This is a genomic window from Stenotrophomonas sp. BIGb0135 (genome assembly GCF_024810105.1).
Taxonomy (GTDB): domain Bacteria; phylum Pseudomonadota; class Gammaproteobacteria; order Xanthomonadales; family Xanthomonadaceae; genus Stenotrophomonas; species Stenotrophomonas maltophilia_AB.
On record NZ_JANUDX010000001.1, the window covers coordinates 26,913 to 48,581 of the forward strand.

13 protein-coding genes are annotated in these 21,669 nt (G+C 68.3%); 10 read left to right on the forward strand and 3 right to left on the reverse strand.

The genetic code is table 11. The annotated features are described in order from the left end of the window. The first annotated feature begins 4 nt into the window (after window positions 1-4). The 4 genes from carB to recJ all read left to right on the forward strand — a co-directional run bounded on the left by carB (window position 5) and on the right by recJ (window position 6,588). Entirely contained in the window at window positions 5-3,247 is a 3,243-nt protein-coding gene (gene carB, locus M2421_RS00135; protein WP_259202465.1) for a carbamoyl-phosphate synthase large subunit, read from the forward strand. 8 nt (window positions 3,248-3,255) lie between these two features. Further along, complete coding sequence (gene greA / locus M2421_RS00140) at window positions 3,256-3,720, forward strand: transcription elongation factor GreA (protein WP_026069738.1); 465 nt, start codon at window positions 3,256-3,258, stop codon at window positions 3,718-3,720. Between the two features lies 1 nt (window position 3,721). Next, complete coding sequence (locus tag M2421_RS00145) at window positions 3,722-4,642, forward strand: phosphoglycerate mutase (protein WP_259202466.1); 921 nt, start codon at window positions 3,722-3,724, stop codon at window positions 4,640-4,642. Between the two features lie 158 nt (window positions 4,643-4,800). Further along, window positions 4,801-6,588 (forward strand): single-stranded-DNA-specific exonuclease RecJ, encoded by a 1,788-nt coding sequence (gene recJ / locus M2421_RS00150; RefSeq protein ID WP_259202467.1) that lies wholly within the window; start codon window positions 4,801-4,803, stop codon window positions 6,586-6,588. Between the two features lie 60 nt (window positions 6,589-6,648). Here the strand turns inward: recJ and M2421_RS00155 are convergent, their stop codons facing one another. Next, on the reverse strand, window positions 6,649-7,704 hold the full coding sequence (locus tag M2421_RS00155; RefSeq protein ID WP_259202468.1) for a DUF1176 domain-containing protein: 1,056 nt from the start codon (window positions 7,702-7,704) through the stop codon (window positions 6,649-6,651). Between the two features lie 137 nt (window positions 7,705-7,841). Between M2421_RS00155 and M2421_RS00160 the strand changes: the two genes are divergently transcribed. From M2421_RS00160 to M2421_RS00185, 6 genes are all read left to right on the forward strand, one after another. Continuing rightward, entirely contained in the window at window positions 7,842-10,772 is a 2,931-nt protein-coding gene (locus M2421_RS00160) for a VIT domain-containing protein (RefSeq protein ID WP_259202470.1), read from the forward strand. Between the two features lie 159 nt (window positions 10,773-10,931). Further along, window positions 10,932-11,825 (forward strand): LytTR family DNA-binding domain-containing protein, encoded by an 894-nt coding sequence (locus M2421_RS00165; protein WP_259202472.1) that lies wholly within the window; start codon window positions 10,932-10,934, stop codon window positions 11,823-11,825. Window positions 11,826-11,880: 55 nt separating this feature from the next. Continuing rightward, a protein-coding gene (prfB, locus tag M2421_RS00170; protein WP_259203508.1) for a peptide chain release factor 2 occupies window positions 11,881-13,006 on the forward strand; the annotation gives its coding sequence in 2 pieces (ribosomal slippage) (window positions 11,881-11,955 and window positions 11,957-13,006; 1,125 coding nt in all). A 123-nt stretch (window positions 13,007-13,129) separates the two neighbouring features. Continuing rightward, window positions 13,130-14,647 (forward strand): lysine--tRNA ligase, encoded by a 1,518-nt coding sequence (gene lysS, locus M2421_RS00175; RefSeq protein WP_259202474.1) that lies wholly within the window; start codon window positions 13,130-13,132, stop codon window positions 14,645-14,647. Window positions 14,648-14,844: 197 nt separating this feature from the next. Then, entirely contained in the window at window positions 14,845-15,984 is a 1,140-nt protein-coding gene (locus tag M2421_RS00180; RefSeq protein WP_259202475.1) for a two-component system response regulator, read from the forward strand. A 544-nt stretch (window positions 15,985-16,528) separates the two neighbouring features. Then, window positions 16,529-18,700 (forward strand): response regulator, encoded by a 2,172-nt coding sequence (locus M2421_RS00185; RefSeq protein ID WP_310439306.1) that lies wholly within the window; start codon window positions 16,529-16,531, stop codon window positions 18,698-18,700. A gap of 27 nt (window positions 18,701-18,727) precedes the next feature. Here M2421_RS00185 and M2421_RS00190 read toward each other — a convergent pair whose 3' ends face one another. Both M2421_RS00190 and M2421_RS00195 read right to left on the reverse strand, forming a co-directional pair. Further along, window positions 18,728-19,597 (reverse strand): crotonase/enoyl-CoA hydratase family protein, encoded by an 870-nt coding sequence (locus tag M2421_RS00190; RefSeq protein ID WP_259202478.1) that lies wholly within the window; start codon window positions 19,595-19,597, stop codon window positions 18,728-18,730. Between the two features lie 209 nt (window positions 19,598-19,806). Next, window positions 19,807-21,483 carry a long-chain fatty acid--CoA ligase gene (locus tag M2421_RS00195; RefSeq protein WP_259202479.1) on the reverse strand — a complete coding sequence of 559 codons (1,677 nt, stop codon included), beginning with the start codon at window positions 21,481-21,483 and terminating at the stop codon, window positions 19,807-19,809. Window positions 21,484-21,669: the final 186 nt, after the last annotated feature.

The following is a 21,669-nucleotide window of genomic DNA, read 5'->3' on the forward strand; positions in this document are numbered from 1 at the left end:
GACAATGCCCAAGCGCACTGACCTTAAAACCATCCTCATCATCGGTGCTGGCCCGATCGTCATCGGCCAGGCCTGTGAGTTCGATTACTCCGGCGCGCAGGCCTGCAAGGCGCTGCGTGACGAGGGCTACCGCGTGGTGCTGGTCAACAGCAATCCGGCCACGATCATGACCGACCCGGAGATGGCCGACGCGGTCTACATCGAGCCGATCAACTGGCAGACGGTCGAGAAGATCATCGCCAAGGAAAAGCCCGACGCCCTGCTGCCGACCATGGGGGGCCAGACCGCGCTGAACTGCGCGCTGGACCTGGCCGACAACGGCGTGCTGGAGAAGTACAACGTCGAACTGATCGGCGCCAAGCGCGACGCGATCCGCATGGCCGAAGACCGCGAGCTGTTCCGCGTGGCGATGGGCGAGATCGGCCTGGAATGCCCGTCGGCGGCGGTGGCGCACACGCTTGAAGAAGCGATCGAGATCCAGACCCGCGTCGGCTATCCGACCATCATCCGCCCCAGCTTCACCCTGGGCGGCAGCGGTGGCGGCATCGCCTACAACCGCGAAGAGCTGGTCGACATCGTGACCCGCGGCCTGGAACTGTCGCCGACCACCGAAGTGCTGGTGGAAGAGTCGGTGCTGGGCTGGAAGGAGTTCGAGATGGAGGTGGTGCGCGACACCGCCGACAACTGCATCATCGTCTGCTCGATCGAGAACCTGGACCCGATGGGCGTGCACACCGGTGACTCGATCACCGTGGCCCCGGCGCAGACCCTGACCGACAAGGAATACCAGCGCCTGCGCGATGCCTCCATTGCCGTGCTGCGCAAGATCGGCGTGGATACCGGCGGCTCCAACGTGCAGTTCGGCATCAGCCCGACCACCGGCCGCGTGGTGGTGATCGAGATGAACCCGCGCGTGTCGCGCTCCTCGGCGCTGGCCTCCAAGGCCACCGGCTTCCCGATCGCCAAGGTCGCCGCCAAGCTGGCGGTGGGTTACACCCTGGACGAGTTGAAGAACGAAATCACCGGTGGCCTGACCCCGGCCTCGTTCGAACCGTCGATCGATTACGTCGTCACCAAGATCCCGCGCTTCGCCTTCGAGAAGTTCCCGGCCGCCGATGCGCGCCTGACCACCCAGATGAAGTCGGTGGGCGAGGTGATGGCGATGGGCCGCACCTTCCAGGAATCGCTGCAGAAGGCCCTGCGTGGCCTGGAAACCGGCAAGATCGGCCTCGACCCGACCGGTCTGGACCTGTCCAACGAGGACGACATCACCACCCTCAAGCGCGAGCTCAAGGCGCCGGGCCCGGAGCGCCTGTTCTTCGTCGGTGATGCATTCCGCGCCGGTTTCAGCGTGGAAGACGTGTTCGCGCTGTCGCACATCGACCCGTGGTTCCTGGACCAGATCGAAGAGATCATCCAGGCCGAAGCGCAGGTCGCGGCCGAGGGCATCGATGCGCTCGACGCCGCGCGCCTGCGCAAGCTCAAGCGCGCCGGCTTCTCCGACGCCCGCCTGGCCGAACTGACCGGGACCAACGAAGCGGCCGTGCGCGCGCTGCGTCGTGCCCACAAGGTGCGCCCGGTGTACAAGCGCGTGGATTCCTGCGCGGCCGAGTTCGCCACCAGCACCGCCTACCTGTACTCGACCTACGAGGACGAGTGCGAAGCGGCGCCGAGCAACCGCGACAAGATCATGATCCTGGGCGGCGGTCCGAACCGCATCGGCCAGGGCATCGAGTTCGACTACTGCTGCGTGCACGCGGCACTCGCGCTGCGCGAGGATGGCTTTGAAACCATCATGGTCAACTGCAACCCGGAAACCGTCTCCACCGATTACGACACCTCCGACCGCCTGTACTTTGAGCCGCTGACGCTGGAAGACGTGCTGGAGATCGTCGAGCTGGAACAGCCGAAGGGCGTGATCGTGCAGTACGGCGGCCAGACCCCGCTGAAGCTGGCGCGCGCGCTGGAAGCCAATGGCGTGCCGGTGATCGGCACCTCGCCGGACTCGATCGACCTGGCTGAAGACCGCGAGCGTTTCCAGCAGCTGGTGGACAAGCTCGGCCTGAAGCAGCCGCCGAACCGCATCGCCCGCAACGACCAGGAAGCCCTGCTGCTGGCCCGAGAGATCGGCTACCCGCTGGTGGTGCGTCCGAGCTACGTGCTGGGCGGCCGTGCGATGGAAATCGTCTACGGTGAATCCGATCTGGCCCGCTACGTTCGCGACGCGGTCAAGGTCTCCAACGACTCGCCGGTGCTGCTGGACCGCTTCCTGGACAACGCCGTGGAAGTGGACGTGGACATCATTGCCGACAAGGACGGCAACGTGCTGATCGGCGGCGTGATGGAGCACATCGAAGAGGCCGGCGTGCATTCGGGCGACTCGTCCTGCTCGCTGCCGCCGTACTCGCTGTCGGCCGAAACGCAGGCCGAGCTGCGCCGCCAGGTGGTCGAGCTGGCCAAGGCCCTGAACGTGGTCGGCCTGATGAACACCCAGTTCGCCATCCAGGCCGGCGAGAACGGCGAAGACATCGTCTACCTGCTGGAAGTGAACCCGCGTGCGTCGCGCACCGTGCCGTTCGTGTCCAAGGCCACCGGCATGGCGCTGGCCAAGATCGCCGCGCGCTGCATGGCCGGCAAGACCCTGGCCGAACAGGGCGCCACCAAGGAAATCGTGCCGGATTACTACTCGGTCAAGGAAGCGATCTTCCCGTTCGCCAAGTTCCAGGGCGTCGATCCGATCCTCGGGCCGGAGATGCGTTCCACCGGCGAGGTGATGGGCGTGGGCCGCAGCTTCAGCGCCGCCTTCGCGCGCGCGCAGGAAGCCGGCGGTATCAAGGCCCCGCCGCTGGGCAAGGCCTTCGTCTCGGTGCGTGACCCGGACAAGCAGCGCGTGCTGCCGGTCGCCCAGGCCCTGCTTGAGCGTGGTTACACCCTGGTCGCCACCCGTGGCACCGGTGCGTGGCTGCAGCAGCACGGCATGGACTGCGAGATCGTCAACAAGGTCGTCGAAGGCCGCCCGCACATCGTCGATTCGATCAAGAACGGCGAGATCGTGTATATCGTCAACACGACCGAAGGTCGCGCGGCGATCAACGACTCGTTCTCGATCCGTCGCGAGGCGCTGCAGCACCGCGTCACCTATTCGACCACCATTGCCGGCGCCAAGGCGCTGGTGCAATCACTGGAATTCCGCGGTACCGGCCCGGTCTGGTCGCTGCAGGAACTGCACAAGGAGTTGAACGCATGAGAGCACCGATCACCCTGAAGGGCGCGCAGCGTCTGCGCGAAGAGCTTGACCACCTGAAGTCGGTCAAGCGCCCCAAGGTCATCGCGGCGATCGCCGAGGCGCGCGAGCACGGCGATCTCAAGGAGAACGCCGAGTACCACGCCGCGCGCGAAGAGCAGGGCTTCATCGAAGGCCGCATCAAGCAGCTGGAAGGTGAGCTTTCGCATGCCGAGATCATCGACATCACCAAGCTCAACGCCGGCAGCAAAGTGGTGTTCGGCGCGACGGTGGAGCTGTCGGACGTGGAAAGCGATGAAGAGAAGCGCTACCAGATCGTGGGCGACCTGGAGGCCGACATCAAGCTGGGCCTGATCGCGATCTCGTCGCCGCTGGCGCGCGCCCTGATCGGCAAGCTGGAAGGCGATGCGGTCACCATCGACGCACCGGCCGGCCAGCGCGAGTACGAAATCGTCAGCGTCCAGTACCTGGACTGACATGGCCACCGCCACGCTGCTGCTGCCGGCGCGCAGCCGGTTTCCGGCCGCGCCTTTGCCCGATGACGTGGCCAAGGCGCTCGGTCGTGCCGAACGCAGCAGCGTGGACGGGGGTGAACGCGCCCAGTTGCAGCGGCATTTCCAGCTGCAGCCGGCGCAGTGGCCGGTTGCCGCGCTGACCCGCCAACTGGATGTCGGCGACGCCGGGGACGCGATCTGGTTGCGTGCCGACCCGGCTAATGTCGTGCCGGACATGCAGGGCGCACGGATGATGGGCCACGGCGACACGCTGCGGCCCGATGCCGAGGACGTGGCCCAGCTGCTGCCGGCCTTGCAACCGTTGTTTGCCGGGTTCGGGTTCATCCTGGATGCGCCGGTGCCCTCACGCTGGTACCTGCGCCTGCCGCCGGGCACCACGCTGCCGGACTTCCACAGCCCCGATGACGTGCTGGGCGACGACCTCTTCGCGCATCTTCCCGACGGCGATGCGGGGCGCCGATGGCGCGCCCTGCTGACCGAAGCGCAGGTGGTGCTGCATACCCACGACTGGAACCAGCAGCGCGTGGCCGACGGCAAGCGTGCGATCAATTCGCTGTGGTTCTGGGGCGGCGGCGCGTTGCCGCAGTCGGTGCATACCGCCCATGCCCAGGTCCGCAGTCGCGAGGCGCTGCTGCAGGCCTTGGCCAAGGCAGCCGGGCTGCAGGCCGACAACGAACAGCAGGTGGACGCCCTGGTCGACCTGCGCCAGCTGCGCTCGCTGGACCAGTTGGGCAACGATGCGATCCGTCCGTTGTTGTCGGCGCTGCAGCGTGGCGAACTGCGCCGGCTGGTGCTGGATTTCGAGGACGGGGTACGCTTCGAGATCGACAAGGGCCAGCGCTGGCGCTTCTGGAAAAAGCCGGTACAGCTGCACGACGCGTGAGGCGCGGCCGCCCATAGGGGTGGCGCAACCGGATCGGCATCACCTCGTAGAGCCACGCCATGCGTGGCTGCATTTCGTTCCGGCGCCGCGCGCAGCCACCCATGGGGTGGCTCTACCCGACCCGTGTGTGCGGCAGGTCGCCGCCAGCAGCCGGTATCATGGCGCGCGTCGACACCTGTTCGGCGTTCCGCCCGCCATTCGAGTCTGCCTTGTCTTCTTCCGATACGCCCCAGATCCAGCGCCGCCCGCTTGCGCCTGCCGCCACGGCGTGGCCCGCCGATATGCTCCCGTTGCTGCAACGCCTGTACGCCGCGCGCGGTGTCACCGATGCCGCGCAGGCACACCCCAAGCTGGCCCAGCTGCATGCGCCGGAGCTGATGGGCAGCATGCAGGCGGCGGTGGAACTGCTGGCGACGGCCATCGCCAACGACGAACGGATCCTGGTGGTGGGCGATTTCGACTGCGATGGCGCCACCGCCTGCGCCGTCGGCGTGCGCGGGTTGCGCATGCTCGGCGCGCGCGACGTGGTCCATGCCGTGCCCAACCGCATGCTGCACGGCTACGGCCTCTCTCCCTCGCTGGTGGCCGACCTGGCCCCGCTGCAGCCCGGCCTGCTGGTCACCGTCGACCACGGCATCGCCTGCCATGCGGGCGTCCGCGCCGCCAAGGCGCTGGGCTGGAAGGTGCTGGTCACCGACCATCATCTGCCCGGCGAGCAGTTGCCGCCGGCCGATGCGCTGGTGGACCCGAACATCGATGGCGATGCGTTCCCGAGCAAGTCGCTGGCCGGCGTCGGCGTGATCTTCTACGTGTTGATGGCCTTGCGCCGGCACCTGCGCGGGCAGGGTGCGTTCGGCGCCGGCCCCGAGCCGGACCTGCTGACCCTGCTGGACCTGGTCGCCGTCGGTACCGTCGCCGACCTGGTGGCGCTGGATGCCAACAACCGTGCGCTGGTCGCCGCCGGCCTGCGCCGCCTGCGTGCGGGGCAGGGCTGCGTGGGCCTGCAGGCGTTGATCGAGGCCAGCGGCCGCGACCCGGCCCGGCTGAGCGCGACCGATATCGGCTTCGCGCTGGGGCCACGGCTCAACGCCGCAGGCCGCCTGGAAGACATGGCGCTGGGCATCGAGCTGCTGCTCACCGAAGACCGCAGCCAGGCCCGCGACATCGCGCAGACGCTGGAGCAGATCAACGCCGAGCGCCGCGCCGTGCAGCAGTTGATGACCGACGATGCCGAACTGGCGGTGTCGCGGGCGGTGCTCCGCGCCGAAGGCGAACGCCCGATCGCCGCGTGCCTGTTCGATGCCGAGTGGCACCCGGGCGTGGTTGGGTTGGTCGCCTCCAAAATGAAGGACCGCCTGCATCGCCCGGTGATCGCCTTCGCGCCCGCCGAACCAGGCAGCGACGCATTGCGTGGCTCGGCCCGTTCCATTCCCGGCTTCCACATCCGCGACGCACTGGCGCTGGTCAACGCGGCGCACCCGGGCCTGATCGACAAGTTCGGTGGGCACGCGATGGCGGCCGGCCTGAGCCTGCCGCACGCGCGCCTGGACGACTTCCAACGCGCTTTCGTGGCGGTGGTCGCGGCGAGCATGGACCCGGCCGCGTTGCAGCAGCAGTTGATGAGCGATGGCGAGCTGGCGCCCGCCGAACTCGACTTCCGGCATGCCGAGGCGCTGCGCCTGGCGGGCCCGTGGGGGCAGGGCTTCCCCGAGCCGCTGTTCGATGGTCACTTCCAGGTGGCGCGCTGGCAGGTGCTGAAGGAAAAGCACCTCAAGCTCAGCCTGCGGGTGCCCGGCCGTGCCGAGCCGCTCAACGCCATCCACTTCAGTGGCTGGAAGGGCACCGCCCCGGCCAACCACGTGCATATCGCCTACCGGCTGGTCAGCGATGACTACCGGGGCGGCGGGGCGATCCAGCTGATCATCGAGCATTGCGCCGATGCCTGACGCCGCCCGGCGCTGCACCGGGGCACGGCGCGGCGAACGCGCAGCGCCCGGTGTGGGGGTTTACTTCTGGACCTTGGTCACCAGCGTCGGCAGGTCCCACGGACCGCCGGCCGAGACCAGCCGGCACAGGCCCGAGCTGGATACCGCGGTGCGCACGAACGCGGTGCCGTTCCAGGCCCAGCTGGCGGTGTACCAGCAGTCGCCCAGGCCACGGCCCTTGTGGCCTTCCTCGATGGTCACCGTGTCATCGGCCACGGCGGAGGTGGTGACCAGCGTCGGCTGGTACGGCGCGCGGTCGTTGACCACCCAGTAGCCGTCGCCGGTGTTGTAGGCCGCACGCCAGCAGGCCTGGGACACCAGCAGCTTGCTCGCGCTCAGCCGCTGCACGGTGATCTCCTGCGGGCCTTCATTGGCGATCATGCCGTCGCCCGGGTGCAGCGCTTCGCAATCGTCGGCCGAGGTTGCCGCGGCCAGCGCCGCACGCAGGGCGGCCGAGGTGGCCAGCGCCTCGTCGGCAGGGCGGGTGGCCACCGCCTTGACCAGCCTCACCACCGGCACCGGCAAGGCCGGCAGCACCGTGCTTTCGGGGTTCTTGCCCTTGCGCGCCAGCGCGCCGGGCGTGCCCAGCCGGCCCTGGTACTCGTCCATCTTCAACAGCACCGCCGAAGCACCGCGATCGGATACGGTCCAGCGCTTGCCGTCGTTGCCTACCAGCACGATGCGGCTGCTGCGGGTCAGGGAGGCAAGCAGGGCCGTCACCTGCGCGGGTGACAGCTCCGCAGTGCCCTCGGCGGCGGCGTACTTCAACGCGCCGAGCTTGGCGTCGTTGATCTGCAGCGACAGCTGCTTCGGCAGCGTGACCTCGTCGTACTGGCCCAGCATCAGCTCGGCGGAGACCGGCTGGTCGGGGCCGGCGCGGCGGGTGAGCAGGATCGAGACCGGCGGGTTGTCGCCGTCGTCATCGTTCTGGTAGCCGGCCGCGCGGCAGGTGCGGGTGTTGTCGCAGGCCAGCGTCCAGTCATTGTGGGTGAAGCTCAGCCCGCTGGTGGCGGGGGCGGCGTGGGCAGCCAGGGCCGGGGCCAACAGCAGCAGCGGCAGCAGGGCAGTCGGGCGCATCGGGACATCCTTGTAGACGTGGTTCGGGGGAGCGGCATCTTGGCCCACGGCGATGCCCGCGCCAAGCCTTGCGTTGCCTCAACCCCGTTTGCCCGCATGATCCGTTCAACCTGCTGTCATCGGATCGGGAGCGTCACATGCAATGCGCACTTCGTGGGATCGGCATGCTCGGCATGCTGTGGCTGGGAAGCCAGGTGGGCATGGCGCAGGCGCGCCCGGCGCTGGCGCCGCGCCCGCCGGCAACGGCGCCGCTGCTGCAGGTGGCAGGGGCGGAGCGGCCGGTGCAGCTGCGCACGGTGCGCCTGGACAGCCACGTGGTGGCGGGCCTGGGCGAGACCCGCATCGAGATGGAGTTCCATAATCCCAATGCGCGGGTGCTGGAGGGCCAGCTGGAATTCCCGCTGGCCGATGGCCAGCAGGTGGCGGGCTTCGCGCTGGATATCGACGGCACGCTGCGCGACGCGGTGCCGGTGCCCAAGGCGCAGGGACGGCAGGTATTCGAGGCGATCGAGCGGCGCCGGGTCGATCCGGGCCTGCTCGAGCAGACCGCGGGCAACCAGTTCCAGCTGCGCGTGTACCCGATCCCCGCCAAGGGCAGTCGTCGCGTGGCGCTGACCCTGCGGGAGACGCTGCCGGTGGATGCGCAGGGCCTGCGCTGGAACCTGCCGCTGCAGTTTGCCCGCGGGGCGGGGCAGGTCAGCGTCCGGATGGACGCCAGCGGGACCGGGGCGCCGGTGCCCAGCACGCCGTTGCCGTGGCAGTTCCGTGCCCGCGACGGTGCCTACGTGGCGCAGTGGCAGGGCGCCGGCGATGCCCTGCCGGCGCAGGCCCAGTGGCGGTTGCCGCAGGTGCGCCAGGCGGACGTGGTGACCGGGCTGCATGACGGGCAGCGCTACCTGCTGGCGCAGGTGCCGTTGCCGGTGCAGGCCACGCCGCGGTCGCTGCCGCGTCGCATCGGACTGCTGTGGGACGCCTCCGGCTCGGCACGCCAGCGCGACCGCGATGCGGAACTGGCGGTGCTGGAGGGCTACTTCCGTGCGATCGGCGAGGGCGAGGTGGCCCTCACGGTGCTGCGCGATCGTGCCGAACCCAGCCGCAGCTTCCGCATCCATGGCGGCGACTGGAGCGCGCTGCGTGCGCACCTGGCCAGCCTGCCGCTGGATGGCGCCAGCGCGTTGACCGCATGGACCCCGCGTGCGGACATCCCCGAGTACCTGCTGGTCAGCGACGGCCTGTCCAACTACGGGGCGCCCGCCTTGCCGCCTCTGGGCGCCGACCAGCGCCTGTATGCACTCAGCAGCGCCGGCGCACGCACCGACGTCGCGCGGCTGCGCGCCTGGACCCAGGCCCACCACGGCCAGGCGCTGGTGCTGTCCACGTCGGCCGACGTTGCGGCGGCGCTGCCCCTGCTGTTGCAGCAGCCGGCCGAGGTCGCGGCGCTGCACGGCACCGGCGTGGATCAACTGACCGCCGATGCCGGCAGTGCCAACCAGGGCTGGTTGCGGATTACCGGGCGCGTACAGCGCGACGATGGCCAGATCGACGTCGCGCTGCGCCTGGCTGACGGTCGCCTGCATCGCGAGCGCATTGCGGTGCGCTCGGCGCGTGCGCTGGACGGCGGGCTGGTCGCGCAGGCCTGGGCCAACGCGATGCTGGCCACGTATGCCGCCGATCCGGTTGCCCACGCCGCCGACATCCGCACGCTGTCGCAGCAGTTCGGCATCGTCGGCGCGGATACCTCACTGCTGGTCCTGGAGTCGCTGGACGACTACCTGCGCTACGGCATCCGCGCGCCGGCCCCATGGCGTGCCGAGTACGACCGCCTGCACGCGCTGCGGCTGGACGATGAAACGCAGGCGCGCCGCCAGCGCCTGGACCAGATCGCACGCCAGTTCGCCGACCGCGAGCGCTGGTGGAACACGCGCTGGCCGAAGGACCGCCCGGCACGCAGCGAGGGCCTGGAAAAGTCCGCGCCGATGACGATGCCGGTGGCGGTCGCGGCGCCTGCACCCCAGGCGCAGATGGAGGCCCTGGCCAACGACGGGGTCACCCCGCCGTCGCCGCCCGCACCGCGTGCGCCGATGGCGCTGGCAGCCCCTGCCAGGCGCCAGCTCGAGGGGGTGGAACTGACAGCCGCCCGCGCCGTCGCCCCGGCCAACCGCGGTGCCATCGCCATCAGCCTGGCGCCGTGGGCACCGGATTCGGCCTATGCCCGCCGCCTGCGCGATGCCACGCCGGCCCAGCTCTATGCCACCTACCTCGACGAACGCGCGCAGCACAGTGACAGCAGCGCCTTCTACCTGGACGTGGCCGACCTGCTGCTGGCCAAGGGCCAGCGCGACCTCGCGCTGCGGGTGCTGTCCAACCTGGCCGAGATGCAGCTGGAGAACCGCCACGTCCTGCGCGTACTTGGCTACCGGCTGATGCAGGCCGGCGCGCCGGAGCTGGCCGTGCCCGTGTTCCGCGAGGTGCTGCGGCTGGGCGAGGAAGAACCGCAGAGCTTCCGCGACGTCGGCCTCGCACTGGAGGCCAGCGGGCAGTACGCGCCGGCCGTGGCGATGCTCAACGAAGTGGTGGAGCGCCCGTGGGACCGGCGCTTCGACGGCATCGCGCTGATCGCCCTGGACGAGTTGAACACGCTGGCTGTGCGCGAGCGCGTGGACCTGGGCGTGGTCGATCCGCGCCTGCGCCGGGCGATGCCGCTGGACCTGCGGGTGGTCCTCAGCTGGGACAGCGACAACAGCGACATGGACCTGTGGGTGACCGATCCCAATGGCGAGCGCGCGTACTACGGCAACCGCCTCACCTATCAGGGCGGGCAGATGTCGCAGGACTTCACCGGCGGCTACGGTCCCGAGCAGTTCTCGCTGCGCGATGCCAAGCCGGGCAAGTACAAGGTGGAAGCGAACTTCTTCGGCAGCCGCGAGCAGCTGGTCACCGGTGCCACCACGCTGAGCCTGCGCCTGAGCACGCATTGGGGCACCCGCCGGCAGCGCGACCAGCAGGTCACGATGCGCTTGAAGGACCGCGCCGACACGGTGCTGGTGGGCGAGTTCGAGGTGAAGTAGCGCCTGCATGCGGGGGCTTGCCCTCACCGCGGCAGCAGCGGCGGCGAAGGCGGCCCCGAACCGGCAGGCAGTGACCAATGACGGGTTCAGGGGACGCATGGCGGCAGCTAGAATCGGACTTCTGCCGCATCCTGTCGGGCCTTTCGCGTGGATACCCCCATGGTCACTTCCAAGCCGGTGCGCTGGCGCCCGGCCAGCCGCCTGCTGGTCTGGATGGCGATCCTGCTCGGCAGTGCCGTGGCCAATGCGGTGGTCGAGGTGATGGACGCGCAGCGCCGCGGCGAGATGCTCGCCTTCTGGCAGCCGCTGGTCTGGGAAGCGAGCAGCGCGACGCTGATCCTGCTCACGCTGCCCCTGCTGTGGTGGGGCTGCCAGCGCTGGCCGCTGCACGCCGATACCTGGCGGCGCCGACTGCCGCTGTACCTGCTGGCCAGCGTGGCGTGGTCGCTGGTCCACGTAGTGGGGATGATGCTCCTGCGCCACCTGGCCTACGCCAGCGTGGGCGAGCACTACGTGGACGGTTCCAGTTGGCCCACCCGGCTGCTGTACGAATACCTCAAGGACGTGCGCGCGTTCTTCACCTTCGTGGCGCTCGAGCACTTCTTCAGCTGGTTCGGGCGCCGCCGCCAGGGCGAGGCGCATCTGCTGGTCGCGCCCGAGGACGTGCCGCCGGAGGAGCCGGTCGATCGCCCGGAGCGGTTCCTGGTGCGCAAGCTGGGGCGCGACTTCCTGGTGGCGACCGCCGACATCGAATACGCCCAGGCCGCGGGCAATTACATGAACCTGCACGTACGCGGCCACGACTACCCGCTGCGCAGCACCATGGCCGCGCTGGAGGCCCGGCTGGACCCGGCCCGGTTCGTCCGGATCCACCGCAGCTACGTCCTCAACCTGGGCTTTCTGGTGTCCATCGAGCCGCTGGACAACGGCGAGGCGCGCGCCCACCTGGCCGATGGCACTGCGGTGCCGTGCAGTCGCCGCCAGCTGCCGGGGCTGCGGGCGGCGCTGGGGCAGGGCGGCACGCCGCCGGTCAGCGCGGCCACGCCAGCATGAACGGGCGGCCTGGGCTACAATTCCGGTCTTGTCCCAAGCCTTCAACACCGCCGATATGATCGAGCTCAATCCCGTGCGCCAGCGAATCACCGATCTGACCGATCGCGTGCTCTCGCTCAGGGGGTATCTTTGACTACGACGCCAAGAAAGAGCGTCTGGAAGAAGTAACCCGGGAACTGGAAAACCCAGACATCTGGAACAACGCCGAGTACGCCCAGAACCTTGGCCGCGAACGCGCCACCCTGGAGAAGACGGTCGGCGGCATCGCCACCATCCTCGACGGGCTGTCCGAGTCGGGCGAACTGCTGGAACTGGCTGAGAGCGAACAGGACGAAGATACCGCCCTGGCCGTGGTCGCCGACCTGGACAAGTACCAGAAGCACGTGGAGCAGCTGGAATTCCAGCGCATGTTCTCCGGCCAGATGGATACCGCCCCGGCGTTCGTGGACATCCAGGCCGGTGCCGGCGGCACCGAAGCCCAGGACTGGGCCGAAATCCTGCTGCGCATGTACCTGCGCTGGTGCGAATCGCGCGGTTGGAAGACCGAGCTGATGGAAGTGTCCGGTGGCGACGTCGCCGGCATCAAGTCGGCCACGCTGCGCGTGGAAGGCGATTACGCGTATGGCTGGCTGAAGACCGAGACCGGCGTGCACCGCCTGGTGCGCAAGTCGCCGTTCGACTCGGACAACCGCCGCCACACCAGCTTCACCTCGGTGTTCGTGTCCCCGGAAGTGGACAACAACATCGAGATCGACATCAACCCGGCTGACCTGCGTACCGACGTGTACCGGTCCTCGGGCGCGGGTGGCCAGCACGTCAACAAGACCGAGTCGGCGGTGCGTATCACCCACATCCCGACCAACACGGTCGTGGCCTGCCAGACCGGCCGCAGCCAGCACCAGAACCGCGACAACGCGATGAAGATGCTGGCCGCCAAGCTGTACGAGCTGGAAATCCAGAAACGCAACGCCGAGCGCGATGCGGTGGAAGCCACCAAGTCCGACATCGGCTGGGGCAGCCAGATCCGCAATTACGTGCTCGACCAGAGCCGGATCAAGGACCTGCGCACCGGCATCGAGCGCTCGGACACCCAGAAAGTGCTGGACGGCGACCTCGACGAATTCGTCGAAGCCAGCCTGAAGTCCGGCCTGGCCGTGGGCTCCAAACGCATCGACGCCTGACCGTCGGGCCGCCGCGCGCGGCCCGATGCGCCCGCCCCGGGCCCGCCCGGGGATTTCGCACTCTGCCCCGTCCATCGGCATGATGGCGGGGTTCGCACCTCCCCCCATACATAGACCCACGCCATGAACGATCAGACCCCCGCGCCGCAGCCCCCCGTCGACGAGAACAGCCTCATCGCCGAGCGCCGCGCGAAACTGACCGCGCTGCGCGGGCAGGGCATCGCCTACCCGAACGACTTCCGTCGCGAGCAGTTCGCCGGCAACCTGCAGGCCGAATTCGCCGATGCCGACCAGTGGACCGCCGAGGCGCTGGAAGCGGCCGACCGCCACGTGAAGATGGCCGGCCGGCTGATGGCCAAGCGGGTCATGGGCAAGGCCAGCTTCGCCCAGATCCAGGACGAGTCCGGCCGCATCCAGCTGTTCCTGCAGGGCAGCACCCTGGGCGATGCGTACACCGCCTTCAAGGGCTGGGACGTGGGCGACATCATCGCGGTGGAAGGCGGCCTGACCCGCACCAAGACCGGCGAGCTGTCGGTCAAGGCCACCAGCATCCGCCTGCTGACCAAGTCGCTGCGCCCGCTGCCGGACAAGTGGCACGGCCTGGCCGACGTGGAGCAGCGCTACCGCCAGCGCTACGTCGACCTGATCGTGACCCCGGAGTCGCGCGAGGTCTTCATCAAGCGCTCGCGGATCATCCGCGCCATGCGCGCCTGGCTGGACAACCGCGACTTCCTGGAAGTCGAAACGCCGATGATGCATTACATCCCCGGCGGCGCCACGGCCAAGCCGTTCACCACCCACCACAACGCGCTGGACCTGGACCTGTACCTGCGCGTGGCCCCGGAGCTGTACCTCAAGCGCCTGGTCGTGGGGGGCCTGGAGCGCGTGTACGAGATCAACCGCAACTTCCGCAATGAAGGCGTCAGCACCCGGCACAACCCGGAATTCACCATGATGGAGCTGTACGAGGCCTACGCCACGTACACCGAGGTGATGGACCTGACCGAAGGCGTGATCCGCGACGTGGCCAGCAAGGTGCTGGGCACCACGACGGTGGAGTGGGACGGCGCCACGATCGACCTGGCCCCGGCGTTCCGCCGCTGGCGCATGGACGAGGCGGTGCGCCACCACAACCCGGAGATCAGCGCCGCCGACTGCACCGACCGCGACGCGCTGGCCGCCCATTGCGAGCGCCTGAAGATCCGCATCAAGCCGTCCTACGGCTGGGGCAAGCTGCTGCTGGAGATCTTTGAAGCCACCGTCGAGCACACCCTGGTGCAGCCGACCTTCATCACCGACCACCCGGTCGAGGTCTCCCCGCTGGCCCGGGCCAACGACGACCAGCCGGGGTATACCGATCGCTTCGAGCTGTTCATCAACGGCAAGGAACTGGCCAACGGCTTCTCCGAGCTGAACGACCCGGAAGACCAGGCGGCCCGCTTCCAGGCACAGGTGACGGCCAAGGAAGGCGGCGACGACGAGGCCATGCACTACGACGCCGACTACATCCGTGCGCTGGAGTACGGCATGGCCCCGACCGGCGGCCTGGGTATCGGCATCGACCGGCTGGTGATGCTGCTGACCGGCAGCAGTTCGATTCGTGATGTCCTGCTGTTCCCGTATATGCGTCCCGAAAACTGAGACGTAGGTCCGGCTGCCCGGGGAAGGGCAGCCGCGACGGGGTTCCGCTCCCGCGGCTGCGCGCGTATGGTTTCGTGCGTGGCCATCCCGGTATCCGGGCGCGATGGCCAGGCGAGGATCGTTCAGGTGATGCATGACATCCGCATCACGCTATGAGCACGATCATGAACCGGCAGATCACGACGGGAGGCGGATCCATGCAAGGTGCCAGTGTGCAAAGTGGCGGAGTATCCTTTCCGCAGCATGTTCCAGTGTGGTCCAGGAAGACGGCGGAAGCATCCTTGAATATTGTCATCGTTGACGACCAGACGTCCGCGCGCACCATGCTCCGTCATGTCATCGAGGACATCGCGCCGGAACTGAGCGTGCACGACTTCGGCGATCCGCTCACCGCGCTGGCCTGGTGCGAGTCGCACCCGGTGGACCTGCTGCTGCTCGACTACCGCATGCCGGAGATGGACGGGCTGGAGTTCGCCCGCCGCTTCCGCCGGTTGCCCAAGCACCGCGACATCCCGGTCATCCTGATCACCGTGGTCGGCGACGAGCCGATCCGCCAGGCCGCGCTGGAAGCGGGCGTGATCGATTTCCTGGTCAAGCCGATCCGGCCGCGCGAGCTGCGCGCCCGCTGCTACAACCTGTTGCAGTTGCGCCAGCAGTCGGAGAACGTCAAGCAACGCGCGCTGTCGCTGGAGCAGCGGCTGCTGGCCAGCATGCACGAGGTGGAAGAGCGCGAACGCGAGACCCTGTCGCGGCTGGCGCGCGCGATCGAGTTCCGTGATGCCGGCACCAGCGCCTACCTGGAACGCATGGCGCACGTGGCCGGGCTGATCGCCGAGCAGCTCGGGCTGCCGGAAGAAGAATGCAAGCTGATCGAGATGGCCGCCCCGTTGCACGACATGGGCAAGATCGCCATTCCCGATGCGGTGCTGCTCAAGCCGGGCAAGCTCAACGAAGAGGAGCTGGCGATCATGCGCCGGCACCCGCGGATCGGCTATGAGCTGCTGAGCGGCAGCCAGAACCGGTTCATCCAGGTCGGCGCGCTGATCGCGCTGCGCCACCACGAACGCTACGATGGCAGTGGCTACCCCGATGGCCTGATCGGCGATGCGATCCCGCTGGAAGCGCGGATCGTGGCGGTGGCCGACGTGCTGGACGCCCTGATTTCGCCGCGCCCGTACAAGGAAGCGTGGACGATGGAAGCGACCCTGGCCTACCTGTATGCACAGCGTGGCCGCCTGTTCGACCCGCGTTGCGTGGACGCGCTGCTGCGCGGCCGCGAGCAGCTCGATGAGATCTGCGCGCAGCATTCCACTGCGTCGTCCCGACCGGGGATGTGAGATGCAACCCCTGTACCCGTGGCTGAAGCGTCGGTTGGCGCAACGTCCGGATACGGAGCACAACCAGGCGATCGTCAGGATCGCGATGATCTCGTTGATCCTGGTGTACGTGCTGCTGGCCGGAGCACGCAACCACCTGCTGGACCAGTACCAGGCGGTGCTGGCCACGGCGCTGACCGGGCTCGGCGCATCGCTGCTGCTGTTCGGCTGGCTGCTGTGGCGGCCGCAGCGTTCGCACCCGCGCCGCGTGCTGGGCATGCTGGCCGACTATGGCCTGATCGCGGTCGGCATGGTGCAGATGGGCGAGCCGCTGGCCTGGGTGTACGTGGTGGTGATGTGGGTGACGGTCGGCAACGGCCTGCGTTACGGCAACCACTACCTGACTGCCGCGATGGTGTTGGCCCTGCTCAGTTTCGGCGCTACGACGCTGCTGACACCGTACTGGATGGACAACGCCAGGCTGGCCTTCTTCCTGTGGCTGGGCCTGGCGGTCGTGCCGATGTTCTGTTCGACCCTGCTGCGCCGACGCACGCGAGTACCCCCCATGAACGCACCCGTCTCCGGCGCCGCGCCCAGACGCCATCTGCTGGCCCGCTTCAAGCAGCGCCTGTCCGGGCGCCCGGACAGCGAGCACGCGCAGAACCTGATCCGCATCGCCATCACGGCGTTGTTCATCATCTACCTCGGCTGGCGCTACCTGGAGACCGACGGCGACACGCTGCTGGCCACCTGGCTGATCCTGGCCTTCGAGCTGACCATCTCGGCCGGCCTGCTGATCGGCATCCTGGTCCGGCCCGGGGTGTCGCACGTGCGCCGGGTGATCGGCATGCTCACCGACTACTCCTGCATGGGCGTGATCATGTCCATCCAGGGCGAGCCGGCCGCGCCGCTGTATGCGGTGTGCCTGTGGGTGACCATCGGCAACGGCATGCGCTACGGCAGCACCTACCTGCGCGTGGCGACGGCGATGGGTTGCCTGGCATTCCTGTGCACGGTCACGCTCAGCCCGTATTGGCAGCAGCACAGCTACCTCGGCTGGGGCCTGCTGCTGGGCCTGGGCGCCATCCCGTTGTACTTCGATTCGCTGCTGCATGCGCTGACCCGGGCAGTGGCCGAGGCGCGCCAGGCCAACGAGGCCAAGAGCCGCTTCCTGGCCAACATGAGCCACGAGTTCCGCACCCCGCTCAACGGCCTGGCCGGCATGACCGAGGTGCTGGCCACCACCCGCCTGGATGAAGAGCAGCGCGAGTGCCTCAACACCATCCAGGCCTCGGCGCGCAGCCTGCTGGCGCTGGTGGAGGAGGTGCTGGACATCTCCGCGATCGAGGCCGGCAAGGTGCGCGTGGAGCGGCATGAGTTCGCGCTCGCCGACGTCCTCCAGGCGATCAACCTGATCCTGACCCCGCAGGCCCGGACCAAGGCGCTGGACTACCGGGTGGTCGTGGACGACGTGGTGCCGCCGCGGTTGTTCGGCGACGCCGGCCACCTGCAGCAGATCCTGCTCAACCTGATGGGCAATGCGGTCAAGTTCACCGACGAAGGTTTCGTGCAGTTGCGGGTCTCGGTGCTGGACGGGCAGGGCGCCGGGCGGGTGACGCTGCGCTTCGAGATCGGTGACAGCGGCATCGGCGTGCCGGCGGTGCTGCGCGACCGCTTGTTCGATGCCTTCGAGCAGGCCGACGTGGGCCTGGCCCGTCGCCACGAGGGCACCGGCCTGGGCACGTCCATCGCCAAGGGCCTGGTCGAATCGATGGGCGGCCGGATCGGCTACAGCCCCAACGCACCGCGCGGCAGCGTGTTCTGGGTGGAGATCGCGCTGGACGTGGCCTCCACGCCGGTACTGGTGGGGGAAACCACCGAGGGCGGCAACGTCATCGCCTTCTCCAACCCGTTCCTGCGCCATCGTGCACGGGTGCGCAGCATGCGCGTGCTGGTGGCCGATGACCACGAGGCCAACCGCATGGTGCTGCAGCGGCTGCTGGAGAAAGCCGGGCACAAGGTGTTCTGCGTGAACGGTGGCGAGCAGGTGCTGGACATGCTCGAACAGGCCGACTTCGATACCGCGATCGTGGACCTGCACATGCCCGGCATGAGCGGGCTGGATCTGCTCAAGCAACTGCGCGTGATGCAGGCCAGCGGCATGCCCTACCTCCCGGTGATGGTGCTCAGCGCCGATGTCACCCCCGACTCGATCCTGCGCTGCGAGCAGGCCGGCGCACGGGCCTTCCTGGCCAAGCCGGTGGTGGCTACGCGGCTACTGGATATCCTGGCCGACATCGCGGCCAATACCCGGCCCGAACCTGGCCTGCAGGCGGTGCCGGCCGCACCGCTGACCGTGGGCGCGCTGGACCCGGCCGTGCTCGACGAGCTGGCCGCGCTGGGCATGGGGGATGGGTTCGAGAAACAGTTCATCGCCCAATGCCTGAGCGATGTGGACGGCTGCGTGGCGCGCATCCAGGCCAGCGGCGAAGCGCAGGCCTGGGACCCGCTGCGCGAACACGCCCACGCCCTGCGCGGGGTGGCCAGCAACCTCGGCCTGGTCCAGGTGGCCACCGCCGGGGGTGAATTGATGCGGATGCCCGACTGGCAACTCAAGGCCGAGTGGAACCTCCGTGTTCCGAATCTGGTCAACGCGTTGCGGCAGGGAAGGAAGGCACTCGACGCCCGCGCGGCTGCGTCGCGGCAGCGCGATGGCGACGAGTGCGCGCCTTCCTGAGCTCACCCTCCTGAGCATGGCCGGACGTCAGCGAGCGTCGCCGGTGCGACGCCCCTGCGCGCGCACCAGCCGGTCCATGGTGCGCAGCGACTTCTCACCCAGCTGCATGGCCGTATCCACCCAGATCTCGGTGATCCGCATCATTTCGTGCAGCGGCACCATGCTGGACACCTCCGACACCTCGCGCATCGCCGCCCACGCATGCGGGATGCGGCGGCTGTCCTTGATCACCTGTTCGACCGCGGCCACGCCTTCGCCGACCGGCACCACCACGTCGACCAGGCCCATCTCGTGCAGTTGGCGTGCGGTGTAGAGGTTGCCCTCCAGCATGATCTTCTCGGCCAGGCGCGGGCTGATCCGCTGGCACATGAAGGAGTAGGCGCCCATGCCCGGGAACAGGTCGAACAGCACCTCCGGCAGGCCCATCAGCACGCCTTCCTCGGCCACGATGGTGTGGCAGCTCAGCGCGGCTTCGAAGCCGCCGCCCAGTGCATTGCCCTGGACCAGCGCGATGCTGTGCGCGCGCACACCCAGCCCGGCGTGGAAGGCATGCACCCCGCGCACGCAGCGCTGGGCGTAGTCGAGCAGGCGCGCGCGGTCACCCTCGCGGATCAGGCGGCAGAACAGTTCCAGGTCGCCGCCAAGGTTGAACACGTCGCTGTCCGAGGCCAGCACGACGTGCGGGGACAGTGCATGGGAAATGCTCAGGCGTTCGCCCAGCTCGCGCTGGTAGCCCACGATGTCGTCCACCAGCCGCGAGGCGAAGCAGGGGCGGCCGGGCTCGTCGACCAGGTTGGCATGCATGTGGATCCAGTACACATCGCGCTGGGTTTCTTCGGTGATGCGCAGGGTCGGGTGCAGCTGCGGGCGCGGGGCAAAGGGATGGACTGCAGACATGGGAGTTCTCCGTAAGACCGTCCGGCCGACCGCGATGCGGACGGAGAATGAAGGGGGCGAGCTGGAACCTGCGGCGGCGAATGATTCTATGCGCGCGATGTGAACCGCCCGCAAGCGCCGCCCGGCCGGGCCCGGCCCCGGGCGCCCCAACGCAAAGGCCCCCGCCGTCGCCGGCAGGGGCCCATTACGTCCCGGATACCCGCAAAGCCTTACGGGGCGGGGCTGTCGCGCAACTCGCGGCGCAGGATCTTGCCGACGTTGGTCTTCGGCAGCTCCTTTCGGAATTCCACGATTTTGGGGTGCTTGTAGCCGGTCAGGTTGGCCCGGGCGTGTTCCTTGACCATCTCGGCGGTCAGGTTCGGGTCCTTCTTGACGATGACCACCTTGACCACTTCGCCCGAGCGCTCGTCCGGCACGCCTACCGCGGCCACTTCGAGCACGCCGGGCATCATCGCGATGACGTCTTCGACCTCGTTGGGGTACACGTTGAAGCCGGACACCAGGATCATGTCCTTCTTGCGGTCGACGATGTAGAAGAAGCCGTGCTCGTCCATCCGCGCCATGTCGCCGGTGTGCAACCAGCCGTCGGCATCGATGGCCTTGGCGGTTTCTTCCGGGCGCTGCCAGTAGCCCTTCATCACCTGCGGGCCCTTGATGCACAGTTCGCCCACTTCACCGGGGGTGAGGGTCTTGCCGTCATCGTCCTTGACGCAGGCATCGGTGGACGGAATCGGCAGGCCGATGGCGCCGTTGTACTCGGCCAGGTTGAGCGGGTTGATGCAGGCGGCCGGCGAGGTTTCGGTCAGGCCGTAGGCTTCCACCAGGGTCACGCCGGTGGCCTTCTTCCAGCGCTCGGCCACGGCGCGCTGCACTGCCATGCCGCCCCCCAGGGTGAACTTCACCGTGGAAAAGTCGATCTCCTCGAAGCCGGGGGTGTTGAGCAGGCCATTGAACAGCGTGTTGACGCCGGTGATGGCGGTGAAGCGGGTCGCCTTGAGTTCCTTGACGAAGCCCTTCATGTCGCGCGGGTTGGTGATCAGGTGGTTGCAGCCACCGAACTTCATGAAGACCAGGCCGTTCGCCGTCAATGCGAAGATGTGGTACAGCGGCAGGGCGGTGATGATCACTTCCTTGCCCGGCTCGATGCCCGAGGTGGACAGCCACGCCGAGGCCTGCTGCATGTTGGCGATCAGGTTGCGGTTGGTCAGCATCGCGCCCTTGGCCACGCCGGTGGTGCCGCCGGTGTACTGCAGGAAGGCGACATCTTCGTGGTCGATCTCGACCTTGGGCAGGGTGTGCCGGCTGCCCAGCTTCAGCGCCTGGTTGAAGCGCACCGCGCCGCGGATGCTGTAGTTGGGCACCATCTTCTTGATGTACTTCAGTACGAAGTTCACCAGTACGCCCTTGGCACCGAGCATGTCGCCCAGGCCGGTGGTGATCACCTGCTTGATCGGAGTGTCGGCCAGCACCTGCTGCACGGTGTCGCCGAAGTTGTCGACCACCACGAGCACCGCAGCGCCGGAATCGACCAGCTGGTGCCTGAGTTCGCGCGCGGTGTACAGCGGGTTGACGTTGACCACGGTGAGGCCGGCACGCAGCACGCCGAAGGTGGCTACCGGGTACTGCAGGCAGTTGGGCATCATCAGGGCGACGCGATCGCCCTTCTTGAGCTGCAGTTCGCCCAGCAGGTAGGCGGCGAACTGCTCGACCAGGGCGTCGGTTTCGCCGTAGGTGATGGTCTTGCCGAAGCTGGAGTAGGCGGGACGGTCGCGGTACTTGGCCACCGAGGTGTCGAATACGGCCGAGACCGAATGGAACTCGTTGACGTCGATCTCGGCAGGCACGCCGTTGGGATAGCTCTGCAGCCAGGGACGTTCCAGACTCATATTCCCCCTCCAGGAATCGTTGATGAAAGTGTGTTCTGGCCCTGAGTATCCGCCAGTTCACGTCCGGGCAGCATACCGGGCCGAATGGAAAAGGCGAAGGGGGCGTGAAGGGTGGGGCGCTCGTGGGGGCGCTGCGGGCGCATCGGACGGCGTCGGCCTGCCTGCGGCGGTCGTGTCGAGCCATGC

Bases quoted from the DNA above. Each gene is read 5' to 3' on its own strand.
- lysS (WP_259202474.1), top strand. From the start codon at position 13,130: ATGAACGATCAGACCCCCGCGCCGCAGCCCCCCGTCGACGAGAACAGC.
- M2421_RS00145 (WP_259202466.1), top strand. From the start codon at position 3,722: ATGGCCACCGCCACGCTGCTGCTGCCGGCGCGCAGCCGGTTTCCGGCC.
- M2421_RS00180 (WP_259202475.1), top strand. From the start codon at position 14,845: ATGCAAGGTGCCAGTGTGCAAAGTGGCGGAGTATCCTTTCCGCAGCAT.
- M2421_RS00185 (WP_310439306.1), top strand. From the start codon at position 16,529: ATGAACGCACCCGTCTCCGGCGCCGCGCCCAGACGCCATCTGCTGGCC.
- carB (WP_259202465.1), top strand. From the start codon at position 5: ATGCCCAAGCGCACTGACCTTAAAACCATCCTCATCATCGGTGCTGGC.
- M2421_RS00190 (WP_259202478.1), bottom strand. From the start codon at position 19,597: ATGTCTGCAGTCCATCCCTTTGCCCCGCGCCCGCAGCTGCACCCGACC.
- M2421_RS00155 (WP_259202468.1), bottom strand. From the start codon at position 7,704: ATGCGCCCGACTGCCCTGCTGCCGCTGCTGCTGTTGGCCCCGGCCCTG.
- M2421_RS00165 (WP_259202472.1), top strand. From the start codon at position 10,932: ATGGTCACTTCCAAGCCGGTGCGCTGGCGCCCGGCCAGCCGCCTGCTG.
- recJ (WP_259202467.1), top strand. From the start codon at position 4,801: ATGGCGCGCGTCGACACCTGTTCGGCGTTCCGCCCGCCATTCGAGTCT.
- M2421_RS00160 (WP_259202470.1), top strand. From the start codon at position 7,842: ATGCAATGCGCACTTCGTGGGATCGGCATGCTCGGCATGCTGTGGCTG.
- M2421_RS00195 (WP_259202479.1), bottom strand. From the start codon at position 21,483: ATGAGTCTGGAACGTCCCTGGCTGCAGAGCTATCCCAACGGCGTGCCT.